Annotated in this window: 11 protein-coding genes and 6 tRNA genes; 4 read left to right on the plus strand and 13 right to left on the minus strand. The window is 53.2% G+C overall.

The features are described 5' to 3' along the window. Window positions 1-319 precede the first annotated feature (319 nt). The 9 genes from KGZ92_11040 to serS form a co-directional block, all read right to left on the minus strand. Window positions 320-1771, minus strand: coding sequence for a restriction endonuclease (locus KGZ92_11040; protein MBS3889804.1), 1452 nt, complete (start codon window positions 1769-1771; stop codon window positions 320-322). A 1040-nt stretch (window positions 1772-2811) separates the two neighbouring features. Next, window positions 2812-2902 (minus strand) — tRNA-Ser (locus KGZ92_11045). A 44-nt stretch (window positions 2903-2946) separates the two neighbouring features. After that, window positions 2947-3036: transfer RNA gene (locus KGZ92_11050), tRNA-Ser, on the minus strand. Between the two features lies 1 nt (window position 3037). Then, window positions 3038-3493 carry a tRNA adenosine(34) deaminase TadA gene (gene tadA / locus KGZ92_11055; GenBank protein MBS3889805.1) on the minus strand — a complete coding sequence of 152 codons (456 nt, stop codon included), beginning with the start codon at window positions 3491-3493 and terminating at the stop codon, window positions 3038-3040. Window positions 3494-3547: 54 nt separating this feature from the next. Next, window positions 3548-3623 (minus strand) — tRNA-Arg (locus tag KGZ92_11060). A gap of 21 nt (window positions 3624-3644) precedes the next feature. Beyond that, window positions 3645-3721, minus strand: a tRNA-Arg gene (locus KGZ92_11065). Between the two features lie 5 nt (window positions 3722-3726). Then, window positions 3727-3822: transfer RNA gene (locus tag KGZ92_11070), tRNA-Ser, on the minus strand. Window positions 3823-3889: 67 nt separating this feature from the next. Then, window positions 3890-3978 (minus strand) — tRNA-Ser (locus tag KGZ92_11075). 48 nt (window positions 3979-4026) lie between these two features. Then, entirely contained in the window at window positions 4027-5307 is a 1281-nt protein-coding gene (gene serS, locus KGZ92_11080; protein MBS3889806.1) for a serine--tRNA ligase, read from the minus strand. 405 nt (window positions 5308-5712) lie between these two features. Between serS and KGZ92_11085 the strand changes: the two genes are divergently transcribed. Beyond that, the gene (locus KGZ92_11085) at window positions 5713-6900 is read left to right on the plus strand and encodes a pyridoxal phosphate-dependent aminotransferase (protein ID MBS3889807.1); all 1188 of its coding nucleotides are present in this window, start codon (window positions 5713-5715) and stop codon (window positions 6898-6900) included. Between the two features lie 111 nt (window positions 6901-7011). Here the strand turns inward: KGZ92_11085 and KGZ92_11090 are convergent, their stop codons facing one another. Further along, the gene (locus KGZ92_11090) at window positions 7012-7593 is read right to left on the minus strand and encodes a sigma-70 family RNA polymerase sigma factor (protein MBS3889808.1); all 582 of its coding nucleotides are present in this window, start codon (window positions 7591-7593) and stop codon (window positions 7012-7014) included. 156 nt (window positions 7594-7749) lie between these two features. Beyond that, window positions 7750-9888 carry an RNA-binding transcriptional accessory protein gene (locus tag KGZ92_11095; protein MBS3889809.1) on the minus strand — a complete coding sequence of 713 codons (2139 nt, stop codon included), beginning with the start codon at window positions 9886-9888 and terminating at the stop codon, window positions 7750-7752. 170 nt (window positions 9889-10058) lie between these two features. Between KGZ92_11095 and KGZ92_11100 the strand changes: the two genes are divergently transcribed. From KGZ92_11100 to KGZ92_11110, 3 genes are all read left to right on the plus strand, one after another. Further along, a complete protein-coding gene (locus KGZ92_11100; protein MBS3889810.1) occupies window positions 10059-10571 on the plus strand; it encodes a sigma-70 family RNA polymerase sigma factor in 513 nt (170 codons plus the stop codon). Further along, the gene (locus KGZ92_11105) at window positions 10568-11482 is read left to right on the plus strand and encodes a hypothetical protein (protein MBS3889811.1); all 915 of its coding nucleotides are present in this window, start codon (window positions 10568-10570) and stop codon (window positions 11480-11482) included. The genes KGZ92_11100 and KGZ92_11105 overlap by 4 nt, the downstream gene beginning before the upstream one ends. Before the next feature lie 238 nt (window positions 11483-11720). After that, a complete protein-coding gene (locus tag KGZ92_11110) occupies window positions 11721-12656 on the plus strand; it encodes a D-2-hydroxyacid dehydrogenase (protein MBS3889812.1) in 936 nt (311 codons plus the stop codon). On the opposite strand, the gene aroC is transcribed toward KGZ92_11110, so the two are convergent. Further along, window positions 12653-13744, minus strand: coding sequence for a chorismate synthase (gene aroC / locus KGZ92_11115; GenBank protein MBS3889813.1), 1092 nt, complete (start codon window positions 13742-13744; stop codon window positions 12653-12655). The two genes, KGZ92_11110 and aroC, sit on opposite strands and share 4 nt — an antisense overlap. After that, the gene (aroA, locus tag KGZ92_11120; GenBank protein MBS3889814.1) at window positions 13741-14973 is read right to left on the minus strand and encodes a 3-phosphoshikimate 1-carboxyvinyltransferase; all 1233 of its coding nucleotides are present in this window, start codon (window positions 14971-14973) and stop codon (window positions 13741-13743) included. Before aroA ends, aroC begins: the two co-directional genes overlap by 4 nt. Between the last annotated feature and the right edge of the window lie 3 nt (window positions 14974-14976).

Genomic DNA, 14976 nt, shown 5'->3' on the forward strand with positions numbered 1-14976 from the left:
ATGTTAACCTCCTTACGATTGGATTTAAGAGATTATACATTATGCAAAGCTGAGACATTGGCAGTGAAGCGTGCAGCTCAGCCTCTCGGAGTGACTTTTGATAATGTAGGGCTTTTGATAAGCGAAAAACCTCGGGGGTTCGGGGGCAGAGCCCCTGAGGAGACTCACTCTTACTACCACTGCCCGATCAATGCATCTCCGGACAAGTTATACGGCAGTTCCCGGTCAACATACACCGTCTTCTGCTGGACATTATGGGCTTGCAGTAACACTGTGGTCAGCCGAACATAGTCCCTTTAATGTGGTATTTAGTATAACTTTACGTACCCTCAACTAATGTAGCCAGCAGCTTCTCACTCAGAATCGTCCTATCCCATAGGATAACGTTGTTCGCCCTGGCTAATGAAGCTGCTGATTCAGAGAAGAAGCTATTAGTTATCACGATCGCCTTATCCAGGTTATAGTATCTGATACCAGCAGCAGCTTCCTGGACGGCTGAGTTCCCTACGGTTCCCACGTAACACTTTGCTTGGATGCCAATGCGAAGACCATCTCGTTCGGCAATCAAGTCAATCCCTTGATCCGCCCCTTGCTTCGTTAATGCTGCATCATACCCCATACACGAAAACAAAGCCACAATACAGCGCTCAAATTCAAAGCCGTTCATTAGGTCAACATCGTGAATCAATATCACCCTTTTCTTAATGGTGGTCTTTTGAGCCAAACGACTTTTGAGTGTTTTCGACTTTTGTCTTTTTAGTGCTACCTGATAGACCTTATAAAACTCGTTAAAACAGGACAGATAATTTGCGTTTTCGGAGAAGACCTTGTTCTCCATGAGGTAGCAAATAAACGGTCCCGCATATTGAATAAGACCGTGGTTAATCGTATCAATAGACAGGTATACCTCTACTGCCTGATCCAAACCTTTAACCTCGTTACAGTCAAGGTGACTACCGTATTCGTTAGACCATGCTGTAGCAAGCGTATCACGGTTTAGCCTGTTAATCGCATGGTATAGTGCGTGCATAGTCTGTTTCTTATCAAGGTCTCTTTGTTCACGGATTATTTCCGATACCAGATCGAGTCCGTCTCGGAAATAAGCTCGGACCAATTCTTCATTATCAAACACCATTGATTGCATAACCTTGTCCCCGACCACGCGGCGGTTGACTTTCGCATACGTTGCCCGCTGTAGTTCGTCGGACCAAAAGAGAGACTCTCCAGGAGGCCACTGGTATGCGTAAGCTAGGAAGGCTTCGACCTGTGTAATCACTCGAGGATCAGCAAACAGGTCCCCAGGCATCTCCTTGATGAAACTATTTAGCATGACCACTAAAGTATCATCGTTAAGCAGTTCATCAACAAGTCCTAAGACTATTTCGCGCTCTTGTTTGTACATTGGTTCCAGTCGTGAATTTAAAAGTTGGTAGTGTGTTCTAATCTTTAGATATGCTTCAGCGTCTACCTTTACCATGTGTCCCATGGCAATTATGCTAAGACCATCTTCGACAGAGAGCAGCTGATACATCATGGGTCGTTCATTAGAACTTAGAACCGTAGTCGTTCGTGATCCCTTCCAAAGTTCGCCTGTACGTGTGTAAGTTTTGATTGCGGCACTGTTTCCAAACAACTCCATGGTGGCATTCACATAGCGCTTCACTTCGTCGTCGTAGTATAGTACGTAGCCAACATCAGTTCGTTCTAGCTTCAGGTCTTCTTGATACTGCTCCTCGGTTGACTTTACTTTTGACGGTTCCAGCATTGTCATGTTAATCACCTCCAATATAAACGCTACGTGAAGCATACGGGTTACCTAGGTATTTCACCCATTCGACTACAGGAAGTCGTCGTGCAACGTCAGCTAAAATCGCCATTGGTTGATATGAAGCCTCCCTTCATAGGTATACGAACAAGAGTGCCCCCCACTGCGTTGCGCTAGGGTAACCTCCAAAATCTCTCTTAGCACGGCGTCAACAATCCAGGCCTAACCACCATCCTAGAATCTGTTGTGGTGAATTACGCTCCCCCACTCCTCAGACTTGATTAGCATGACTTGTTTCTCACCTTCTTTTGCAAAAAGAAGATGGGCTGAGGAAAACGTTTGCGGTACCAACTTGACAGTCGAAATAATGAAAAGAGGCTATCCCTGCATAGTATAGTGAACAAGAGTCGCCGTTCGATTTAGTTCGATATCATACTTACCTAAGGCTTATGATACTTACTTTTAAGTCCTCTAGTGAATCGTAGCTCTCGATGCAACCTATAATTTGTCTGCTCGTTCAGGGCATTGAGTGCTCTAACCTCGCCTAATATCACTTGAGCCACTTACATGAATATCGATACTAGGAGATGCATCCCTACGAACATATGATATTTGCTGGCATCCATTTGGCAAAGATTACGTTTTCTTTGCTGTAAGTTCACCGTATTCCCTTATTCTCCTGCAAGACAATCCATTATTTTGCATCCCCTTAAGACAATTGTCTCAAGGGGCTTCCTATTTAGCACATCGGGGGGAAACATAGAATAAGCCAGCGTCTAGAGAAGGAGAAGGCCATAACAGGCGCGTAGAGGCAGAGAGCTGGTGCTAGGTCAGTAATCATCTACATTTACCGCAATATCCGTGAGGCCTTAAGGAGAACGGCTCTCGAGCTTTGTAAAGTGCGAGACTACTAGGTATAAACGCCTGTTTTCACCCCTTTTCACCCACTTCGTCGTCGCCACGGCGACATGGCGACCAAAATCACAGGCGACGCAAGAAAAGGCTCTTGGGGTACTTCCCCAAGAGCCTTGCCACTGCTATATAAATGGCGGAGAGGGAGGGATTCGAACCCTCGTCAGGGGTTAGCCTGAACACGATTTCCAGTCGTGCGCCTTAGACCAGCTCAGCCACCTCTCCGTGACTCGGCAGCAAGGGTTAGTTGCTGCCACTTAAGCAAAATATGGCGGAGAGAGTGAGATTTGAACTCACGGAACGGGTAACCGTTCACCCGCTTTCGAGGCGGGCGCATTCAACCGCTCTGCCATCTCTCCGTTACTTACGTTGCCGTAAATTAGAGAAAAAATCTTTTAGTAGAGAACCACACTCTTCCGCTAGCACGCCGTCGACCACCGCTACTTGGTGATTGAACTTGTTGTCGCGGAGGACATTCATAACGGAGCCGACAACTCCTGCCTTGGGGTCGTGGGCACCAAAGACTAAGTGAGGCAATCTCGCCAGCACCATGGCACCCGCACACATGAGGCAAGGCTCAAGAGTGACGTAGAGTGTGCAGTCTAAAAGCCGCCATCCTCCCAAGACCTGACTGGCATGCCGCAGGGCCAGCACTTCGGCGTGGGCCGTGGGGTCGAGGCCGTTTTCGCGAAAATTGTGTCCACGAGCAATGACCAGGTTATGGCGAACCACCACTGCACCCACCGGTGTCTCTCCGAGCTCATAGGCTAGCCGAGCTTCGACGAGAGCCTCCCGCATAAAATACTCGTGATTCATGGTGCACGCTCCACAAGTTACTGGCAAGCACAATGCCCATAACTTTGATCTCACTGGTGCACCCGGAGGGACTTGAACCCCCGACACGCGGTTTAGGAAACCGCTGCTCTATCCCCTGAGCTACGGATGCAGAAAGGTTACAAAAAACATATGGCGCGCCCGGCAAGATTTGAACTTGCGACCACCGGATTCGTAGTCCGTTACTCTATCCAGCTGAGCTACGGGCGCAAAAATGGCGGAGAGGGCGGGATTCGAACCCGCGATACGAGTTTAAAGCTCGTATAATCGCTTAGCAGGCGACCGCCTTCGACCTACTCGGCCACCTCTCCGTGCCAATCTACTATAGCACATCTCCCCTGCTCAGGCAATGGAAGATAGCTTGTGAAAGGATAAAGGTGGCGGAGAGAGAGGGATTCGAACCCCCGGTCCCTTGCAGGATCACTAGTTTTCAAGACTAGCGCCATAAACCACTCGGCCATCTCTCCACAGCATCAATCAGTATACCAAGGTTTTTGACTCTCGTCAATTGACTCTTACTGGCAATTTTTGGTGATTTTCTCCGCGCCCATGTAGGGCTGCAGTGCCAGCGGAATACGAACAGAGCCATCTTCTTCTTGGTAATTTTCTAGAATGGCCGCGACTAGGCGATCTATGGCTAGCCCTGAACCATTGAGGGTGTGCACGTACTCTGCCTTGACACCTGCGCTCGCGCGAAACTTGATATTAGCCCTTTTGGCTTGGAAATCACGGAAATTTGAGCAGCTCGAAATCTCTACATACCTGTTGTAGCTTGGCATCCATAGCTCAATGTCATACTTTTTGGCGGCGGCAAAACCAAGGTCACCCGTGCACATTTCTAAGACGCGATAGGGGATCTCTAGACGTTCAAGCACTGTGCAGGCGTCCCTTAGCAGGGTTTCAAGTTCAGCTGGTGAGTTTTCGGGGCGTACAAACTTAACGAGTTCCACTTTGTTAAACTGGTGCATGCGAATTAAGCCACGCGTGTCTCGGCCTGCTGCTCCGGCTTCTGCCCTAAAGGACGGGCAGTAGGCGGTGTAGTACAGGGGTAGTTGTGCGCCGTCGAGCACTTCCATGCGGTGCATATTCGTAACCGGGACTTCGGCCGTAGGATTTAAATAGAGCTCTCGGTCCGAAACCTTGAAGGCATCGTCCACAAACTTAGGAAACTGCCCTGTGCCAACCATGTTATCATAAGTGACCAGAAGGGGCGGCAGCACTTCTGTATAGCCATGCTCGGCAGTATGCAAATTCAACATGAAATTGATGAGGGAGCGCACCAACCTGGCGCCCTGGCCGCGATAAAGGGCAAAACGTGCCCCGGCAATTTTGCCGGCTCGCTCAAAGTCTAAGATGTCGAGTGCCACGCCGATGTCCCAGTGCGCCGCTGCCGCAAAAGAAAATTGCTTGGGCGTGTGATGCACGGAGAACACCCTGTTGTGGCTTTCATCGGGCCCCACCGGCACCTCGGGATCAGGCAGGTTAGGAATGCGTAGCAAGATATGCTCGAGCCTCTCCTCGATCTGCTTTATTTCTAGGTCGAGCTCCTTGATGTTTTGCCCGAGCGCCTTCATGTCCTCTTGCAGGTCTAAGGTTGGCGAGCCCTGCTTCCGCAGACTGGCTATGTTTTCGGTGACCACATTGCGATGAGCTTTGTGCTGTTCAACCGCGGTCACTTTCTGGCGGCGCTTTTCGTCAAGCACTAAAAAGTCCTCTAAGGCCACCGTCTCGCCCTTGGCCGCGACACCAGCACGCACAGCTTCTAAGTTGTTACGCACAAATTTCGCTTCAAACATCTTTCTCTCCTCCATTTCGCTAACTAGTATGGGGCCTACTTGCCAAAGAAACCCTCCCCGCGGGTAACAAAAATCGCCCCCTGATAAGGGGCGATTTTACTCGCGGTACCACCCTGTTTTGTCTCATTGACTATAACGCGTCACCGTCACCACTTTTCGTGGGCCGCCTTCGAAGTGGACTTCACCCGCTCCCTGCCACTGGCTTGCACTAGCCGCCAGCTCTCTGCGACAGAAAACGAATTACTCTCTTCTGCACTGCGTTTGTCTAATCTTAGCACAACTACCGCAGGCGCACAATAATTGTCCACCCGCTGCCAGAGAATTTGTCTTTTGCCCCAGCAGGGAATCATGGGCCAATATCGAATACAGAATACAAAAGACATATCGATGAAGGAGGCAGAGCGAATGAAAAAGCTCTCTGACCGCGCTCTCAACATCACACCCTCTATCACTTTGAGCATTGACGCTATGGCCAAGCAAATGGTGGCCAAGGGCATCAAAGTCATTAACTTCGGCGTAGGTGAGCCCGACTTTGACACCCCGCAGAATATTGCCTTAGCCGGCATCTCCGCCATCAACAAAGGGGAGACACGCTACACCCCGGCCGCGGGCACAGAAAGCCTGCGCCAGGCCATCTGTGAAAAGCTCGAGCAAGATAATGGCCTCTCCTACCTGCCGTCGCAAATTGTCGTCTCTAACGGCGCTAAGCACTCTTTATACAATGCCTTGCTGGCCCTCTGTGACCCGGGCGACGAAGTCATTATTCCCACCCCCTACTGGGTGAGCTATGCCGAGATGGTCAAGATGGTCGGGGCGGTCCCCGTCTTTGTGCACACTCGCGAGGAAGAAGACTTCAAGGTGCGTATCGAAGAATTACGCGCTGCCCTTACCCCAAGGACTAAGGCACTCATTCTCAATAGCCCGAGTAACCCCACAGGCATGGTCTATAGCCGCGACGAGCTCGCGCCTATTGCGGCCCTCGCCATCGAAAACTCTCTCTATGTCATTGCCGACGAGATCTACGAGAAGCTCGTCTACGACGAGGTAGCTCATACCAGCATCGCTTCCTTGGGCGATGAGATTAAGAACTTAACTATTGTCATCAACGGCATGTCGAAGGCCTATGCCATGACCGGCTGGCGCATTGGCTACACAGCGAGCAATGCTGCTTTAGCTAAGGCCATGGGCAGCCTGCAGAGCCATGCCACCTCGAACCCAAATTCAATTGCCCAGTATGCCAGTATCGAAGCCTTGCGGGGTTCACAAACGACAGTTACAGGCATGGTCAAAGAGTTTGCCGCGCGGCGCCTCTCTATGGTTGAACTTATCAACGACATTCCGGCGCTTTCCTGCCGCTTGCCAAAAGGCGCCTTCTACGTCATGGCCAATGTAAGTCAGCTCCTTGGCCGCACTATAGGCGGCGAAGTAATTGCTGACGACGTCGTCTTGTCCCGCATGCTCCTAGAAAAGGCCCATGTAGCCGTGGTACCAGGCTCAGGCTTTGGGGCGGGACAATTTTTACGGCTCTCCTATGCCACCTCGATGGATAATATTGAGGAGGGGCTACGCCGCATCAGGACCCTACTGCAGTAACAGTAACCCCTGGACTTATGGGCCCAGTTACTGATTAGTCCTACTTACAGAAAAGAGATGGCCTTCCGCAACAGGAAAGCCATCTCTTCTTGTTTCGCCTACTGATCTCTCCTAGCCAAGCATAATGCCACACTGGCCGAGCAATCTAGATAGCTCTACCCGTAGTTGCTTGCGGGCGCGATACAGCTTGCAGCGCACTGATTCGACTGAACACGCCAGTTGCGCCGCCATTTCTTCATAGGTCATGTTTTTTACGTCCTTCTGCACGATCAGCTTGCTATATACTGCGGGAAGCTTACTAAAGGCAGCCTCTAAGCAGCGGCGAATTTCTTCGTTTTCCCATTTCTTTTCGAGACCGGATAAATCTAAACGCGCTAAAGGCTTGAGGCCCTGTAATTCGTGCCCCTCTAATGTTTGCAGGGAGACTTGTGGCGAGCGGCGCTTTTTGCGCAACATATCAATGTGATGGTTTTCCATGATACGAAGCAGCCAGGTGCCAAAAGAAGATTCCCCGCGAAAATCTTTCACCTTAAGCCAGGCCCTAAGCAGGGACTCTTGCACCAAGTCATCTGCTTCCTGCCAAGATGAGGTCAACCTAGTCGCTCGCTTTTTCACCAAGGCCAAGTAGGTTTTTACTACCTCTTCAAAGGCCGCCCTATCGCCTTTGCGCAGAAGCTCCAGTAATTCGGACAATGATGTTATCCCCTCCCTAAGAACAGCCTATGATCCCTAAAGGCCCAAACCCAAGTATACAAGAATAATATCTTAACTAGGCTAACTAGCTTGATTCATTATTCGCGCTTAACAAGCTAATTCCTCTTGCAAACTCTCCTTGGGGGAGTCTTTTTTCTACTGCAGCCCTTTCCGCGAAAGGCTGATGCGTTGCCGCTTGGCATCGATGCCTAGCACCCGCACTTCGACTACTTGCCCCACCGCGAGAACATGCGAGGGATGCTTAACAAAGCTGTCACTAAGTTCGGAGATGTGGATTAGCCCATCTTGTTTCACGCCAATATCTACAAAGGCCCCAAAATCTATAACATTACGCACTACGCCACTGAGCATCATGCCTGGCTCTAGGTCCTCCATTTGCAGAACGTCGCTACGAAAAACCGGCCCGGCAACGTCTTCGCGCGGATCGCGCCCTGGCTTCTCTAAGGCAGCGTAGATATCCCGCAGGGTAGGCAAGCCCGCGCCTAACTCCTGCGCCGCCTTGGCGAGCTTTTCTCCGGAGAGCTTAACGCGACCCTGCGCTATGTCCTCTGTTGTGGCCTGCACGTACTGCAAGAAGCGCTCCGCGAGCTCGTACGACTCTGGGTGTACAGGGGTAGAGTCAAGCACATTCTCAGCCTGTGCGATGCGTAGAAAACCCGCGCACTGTAAAAAGGCAGCAGGGCCAAGCCGCGCAACTTTCTTAAGCTGTGCACGGCTTTTAAAGACGCCATGGGCGTCGCGATAGGCGACCACGTTCTTAGCAATAGTTGGGGTTATGCCCGCCACATGGCGTAACAGCGCGGGCGAAGAAGTGTTAAGGTCAACACCGACGGAATTAACACAGTCCGTGACGATGCCTTCGAGCTTACTGGCTAGGGCCTTTTGATTGACGTCATGTTGGTACTGACCCACACCGATGGCCTTAGGGTCGATCTTAACTAACTCCGCCAAAGGATCAAGCACGCGGCGCCCAATGGAGACGGCGCCCCGCAAAGTAACGTCAAGCTCCGGCAGCTCTTCGACCGCCAACGGTGAGGCTGAGTAGACCGAGGCTCCTGCCTCGCTGACTATGGTGTAGGGAAGGCTGAGGTTGTTCTCCTGCAAAAGATGGGCGATAAATTCTTCGCTCTCTCTTGATCCCGTACCATTGCCAATGGCCACCGCACTGACCGCATGCTCGGAAATCAGCTTGAGCAGAGCCTTTTTGGCGGCTAGTTTGTCATTGTGGGGCAGGGTAAAGTAGGCCACCCCTGTTTCTAGCACCCTGCCTGTAGGGTCGAGAACGGCCAGCTTACAACCAGTACGATAGGCTGGGTCTATGGCGAGAAGGGTCTTGCCCTTGACGGGAGACTGCAACAAGAGTTGCTTAAGATTCTGCCCGAAAACGCTAATTGCCTGTGCCTCCGCGGACTCAGTCAGCTCGGCGCGTACTTCCCGCTCGAGCGATGGCCACAGCAAACGTTTACAACCGTCACTAATGGCGCTACTGACAACAGCCTGCTCGCCTAAGTCGCTGCCTACAAACTGTTGCCTCGCGAGGCGCAGGGCTTTAGCTTCATCGTAGACTAACTCCACCGCCAGCGCCTCTTCGCTCTCGCCCCGATTAATCGCCAAGATACGATGTGGCGGCAGGCGCCGCAAGGGCTCTGCAAAGTCGAAGTACATCGCGTAGGTGGCGTCCTCGTGGTTCTTGGCACTTGTCTTAATACTGCCCTCACCGCGCAAGAAATGCCGCATAGCTTCGCGCACCTGGTATGACTCGCTCATTTGCTCTGCTATGATGTCTTTAGCCATCGCCAAAGCCATGGTGGCCTCCGTGATACCGTTTTCTAGGGTGCAAAATTTGGCAGCCTCGCCGAGCACTTGCGTTTCAGTGTGACTAGGGTGGGCCAAAAGGTAGTCTGCCAGGGGCTGCAAGCCCTTTTCTTTAGCCATCGTGGCCCGCGTGCGCCGCTTAGGACGAAAAGGCAGGTAGACATCTTCTGCCTGCTGCAGCGTTTGTGCGCCTGCCAAGAGGGCCTCGATTTCTGGTGTTAACTTGCCCTGCTCGCCTATTAAGCGCACAAGCTCAGCTTTGCGCTCGCCGAGCTGCTTGAGATATGCTAACCGCTCCTCTAAGGCTCTAAGTTTTACTTCATCTAATTCACCTGTTACTTCTTTGCGGTAACGCGCGATAAAGGGAATGGTGTTCCCTTCTTGTAGCAGTTTATCTACACTCTCTACCTGCCCGCAGGTTACACCTTGCTCCCTCGCCACTCTTAGGTATAGCTCCATCTTAACCTCCACGACCATAGCCTGCTTCGGCCGGCTTCACTTGTCCATTATACTACATGCCTTGTGGCAGAGAAAAATTCTTTATGCCCTGCTCTGTTCTGGCAAAACCAAAAGACCCTGACCATTGTCTAATGTATAGAGCGGCAAAAACGCTGCTAGGAGGGATGTCGGTGACTTTAGTAGAAAAAGTGGCCCGCGCCAAAAGAGGGGATGACCAGGCTTTTGCCGACTTGGTCATGTCGCGCCAAGAAAAGCTGTACCGTATTGCTTACAGCTATGTGGACAACAGAGAAGACGCGCTAGATGTAGTCAGCGAAACCATCTACCAGGCCTATGTTTCGCTGCAGAAACTGCGCCAAGACGAATACTTCTACACTTGGCTGACCAGAATCTTAATCAATCGCGCCATCAATTGCAGCAAGAGGAGGCGCACGGGCGAACGCGATAGCAGAGACATCCCTTTAGACACGGCACCGACTAATCGCGAGTCACTGCTTGATCTCTATGCTGCGATAGGCCGCCTTCCGCGGGAGCAAAAGACAGTCGTCATTTTAAAGTACCAGAGCGACCTGACCCTCGAGGAGGTGGCCGACGTAATGCAGGTCCCCCTCGGCACTGTCAAGACCTACCTGCACCGCGCCCTCAAGGAACTGCGCCTAGAACTAAAGGAGGATGACCAATGAGCCAGAGTACAAAAGATACCTTGCGCCAGGCTTTCGACCATATCACCGTCGCGCCCGAACTAGACAACACCATTCGTCGTTCCATAGCTCGTGCCTCTAGCAGGCGTAGACTACAGGGAGTACTAAAGAAGTCCCTGCTTTCCGTCGCTGCCGCCTTTCTCATCTTTGCCGTAGGCGTCAACTCCCTACCCGCTTTAGGTAACACCATGGAGGGCATTCCTGTCCTTGGCAGGCTAGTCAGCGCGTTACGCCTCGACAGGATGGAGACCGGCGGCCAGATTACGGACGGTTTGCATGTGGGCCCGCTTACTTTTTCTCGCGACACCATCACCCTGAATTTCACTACGGGTAATTCTCTGGCCGAGACGGCTCCCTGGTACAAAGTGACCGAGCACACCCACCCTAGCAGCCTAATTGTCGAGGTGCACGGGGTGCGCGGGCTACACCCTAGCGCCATCAACCCTAACTTCGCCGGCCATGCCTACATCAAGGAGATGTACCGTAGTGTGATTCTCGATGATTCCGCCCTGCGCTTTGTGATTGTCTTTAATCAGCCGGTAGAGACCGTCGTGCGTGAGCTTACCTCCCCCGCTGCTCTGCAGATTGTACTCAGCGCCGCACCATCTCCGAGTGCAGCTTCTGTCTATGCCGTACGCACTTATTCGCAAACCTCGAGGGGTAGCGCAGGTGAGCTAGAAGAAAACATTAGAGCAGCCTTAGAGTGGCAGGGCGAAGGCGTGCGCATTTTACGCGACGCGCAAGGCGGCTACATGGCCGAGGCCGGTCTCTTTGCGACAGAAACGGCCGCCCAAGAGTTTGTGACTAAGCTTCGGGCTGCGGGCCTCGGCGATACTGCCCTCACCATTGAGAGGCGGGGTCCAAACGACATTCCCCTGCATCTTCGTCCCTAAACAGTCCCTGCTGCCAAGTCTCTGCGTCTAAAGATTTAGAGGTGGCTGCCTAGAACGGCGGCCACCTATTTTTTAGCCTAATTTTCGATAAGATAATTTTTGGGGCAGGATATTTCTAGACACGTAACGAATGCGATAAGAAATTGCTTGGCAAAACGACTTCGGCATTTCCCAGGAAATAAGTGCACTACAATGAGGGCCTTAGTTGACTAAGTAAGCGAGAAAGAAGGGATTATCTTTGGTCAAAATAGTAGTAAAAGGCGAACTGTCCTCTGCCGAGCGTAGCGATATTTTGTCCTGCTGCCCGAACGCCGATATTGTCGCCGGTAGCGATGAAGAAATTTCGCCCCACTTGCCCACGGCCCAGGTAGTCTGGGGGAGTTTGACCCCGGGCCAAGTAGCTGTGGCGAAAGCACTACAGCTCATGCAGGTGATTACAGTGGGGGTAGACCATGTACTTTCACCTGCGCTCTTGGCTAGCGACGCTAAGCTCTGCAGCACGCGAGGCATGCATGGGGCCACAATTGCTGAACAGGTCTTTGCGCTCATGCTTGGTCTTGCTCGTGGCCTACCCACACTTCTTACGCAGCAACAAAAAAAGAGCTGGCAGAGCTACCGCCCCTCTCTTTTGCAAAACACTACCGTGGGCATTGTAGGCTTTGGCACCCTAGGGCAAGCCATAGGTAGACGCGCCCTAGCCTTCGACATGAAGGTCATTGGCCTAAGACAACACCCCGTGCCCTCCCCTTATGCTACCGAGGTTTGGGGCATTGACCGTCTCGAAGAGCTACTGCCACAAGTGGACCACCTAGTGCTGGCGGTACCGCTAACTACAGCCACGACGAACTTGCTCACTAGGGCGCGACTGAAGATGCTTAAACCAACTGCTTACCTCTACAATGTGGCGCGTGGGGCTGTGGTTGACGAGGAGGCCTTAGCCGAAGCTCTCGCCCATGGTCAACTGGCAGGAGCTGGGCTAGATGTTTTTGTGACCGAACCCCTGCCAGAAAGCAGCCCCTTGTGGGGTCTCCCTAATGTCATCATTACCCCCCACACTGGCGGCTACCTCGCCGACTACCGTCGCCAGGCCTTTGCAATCTTCTTAGAAAATTTGCGTCGCCTACAGTGTGGCCTACCCCTGCTAAATGAAGTGGACAAAGTAACGGGTTACTAGTACCTGTCAGGCGCACTGTGCGCCGCCACTAGGAGGGTCATGGCCAGTACCGCCTCCCCCACCACGGCCACGGCTGGCACCAAGGTGGTATCGCTGCGCTCGGCCACCGGCTGCGCCACCTCCTTGGTGAGGATATCTACCGTTCGACTGGGGGTGAGGGTGGGTGTGGCCTTAACCGCGCAGCGCACTACCAGAGGCTGCCCCGTTGTTACCCCCCCGGCAAGCCCAGCATTACTACTGCCTTGATAGAAGATACCCTGCTCTCTGTCCCAAGCGAGAACATCACCACAGCTGCCAGGGCTCTGCCTTGCCATCGCAAAGGCCGTCCCAAATTCTATACCTTTGATGCCAGGTATAGACACTAGGTCGCCAGCTATGCGCCCGTCTAGTCTACGGTCGGCATGGACATAGGAGCCCCAGCCCACTGGCAAATTAAAGGCCACGATCTCCACTATGCCCCCCACGCTATGCCCGTTTTGCCGGCATTCGGCAATGAGGGCGTCGGCCGCTTGCTGCCGCTCTTTGTCGCCGCAGCCATAGGGTTCGTTTGCCGCCTCTCGCCATTTTTCAAGCTCTTGTGGCTCATCTGCCAGTGTCAAAGGCCCGAGACATCGCACCCGACTATATATTTCTACCCCAAAACGACTAAGCAGTTGCCGCGCCACCGCGCCCTGCGCCGTGCGCATCGCTGTCTCCCTCGCCGACGCTCTTTCGATAACATTCCTAATATCAGTAAAGCCATACTTAATAGCGCCTGGGTAGTCGGCGTGGCCGGGGCGCGGCGTCGTAACTACTGCCCCTGTCGAGGCCTCGGTGGGGTGCATGACACTCTCCCAATTGGCATAGTCTTTGTTTTCTATGTACAGCGCTAAAGGACTGCCCAAGGTGTAGCCCCCCCTTAAACCGGAGAGAACTTTTACTTGGTCAGCTTCAATGGACATGCGGCCGCCCCGACCAGGCACCCGCTGTCTGCGCCTGAGCTCCGCATCTATTTTCGCCACATCAATATACACTCCAGCCGGCAGGCCTTCGATAATGCCGGTCAAACCTGGCCCGTGCGACTCACCCGCGGTTAAATACCGAATCATGCTCTCTCACCTCGCGCCAGGCGCACTAAGTCCGCCCAAAAATTAGGGTAGGAGACGGAAACACAATCGGCCCCACCAATGGTCATCTCGCCGCCCGCTAGAGCACCGGCCACAGCTAGAGCCATGGCCAGGCGATGGTCGCCGTGCGAATTGACCGTCGCTCCTCTGAGGCCCCCACCAGTAATGGCAAAGCCATCTGGATACTCCTCGGTCTGCACACCAAGCTTGTTAAGCTCCCCGAGCAAGGCTCTAATGCGATCACTTTCTTTGAAGCGCAGCTCAGTGGCGTCTCTCACTTCAGAGCGTCCCTCTGCGCACGCTGCCGCTACGGCCAAGATAGGTAGTTCGTCAATCACGCGGGGGACTAGCTCCTTGGCAATGTAAAAGCTCCGCAAGCTTCCACCACTTACTTCAATAAATCCCGTTGGCTCAGGCTCCTCTGTCTCTACCTCCCAGTGGACCGACGCACCCATGCCTCGCAAGACTTCCAGGAAGCCGGTGCGCCCCGGGTTAAGACCCACCCCCTCGATGCGCAGTGAGGCCTGTGGCAGGCAGGCGGCCAAGACGACCAAAAATGCCGCCGCGGAGATATCCCCTGGCACCCTAAACTTAAAGGGCGCCACAGCGCTGCCCTCCACCTCTGCCCAGGCTGGCCCATAGGCCACTTTCGCCCCGAAGGCTTGGAGCAGGCGCTCAGTATGATCACGTGTGGGATGAATTTCGGTGACACGGGTTTTACCCGCACAAGACAAGCCCGCCAAAAGGATGGCCGATTTGACTTGGGCGGACGCTACTTCGGGGCACCAAACTACCGGGTGCAAAGTGCGCCCCCTGATAACAAGCGGTGGGTGTCCCTCTGTCGTGCTGACCTCGCCTCCCATCGCCAAGAGTGGCTTGACCACCCTCTGCATGGGGCGTCTCTGCAGAGAGTCGTCGCCAGTGAGCATGGTCGACACTTCGCTCCCAGCGAGGATTCCTGCCAATAGTCGCATCGTGGTGCCGGAGTTGCCACAGTACAAGCCGCTCGCTGGCGCACACAGGCCTTCTCTGCCCACACCGTGCACCGACAGCGCCCCACCCTGCACCGCGAAGCGTACACCGAGTGCGCTTAGGCAGCTTTGTGTGCTCTGCACGTCATCCGCCGACGACAAGTTGTAGACTAGAGAATTTCCTCTGGCCAAAGCCCCTAGCATCAGGGCGCGATGGCTGATTGACTTGTCAGGCGGCATCTC

The sequence above is a fragment of the Bacillota bacterium genome (assembly GCA_018333655.1).
Taxonomy (GTDB): Bacteria; Bacillota; UBA994; order UBA994; family UBA994; genus BS524.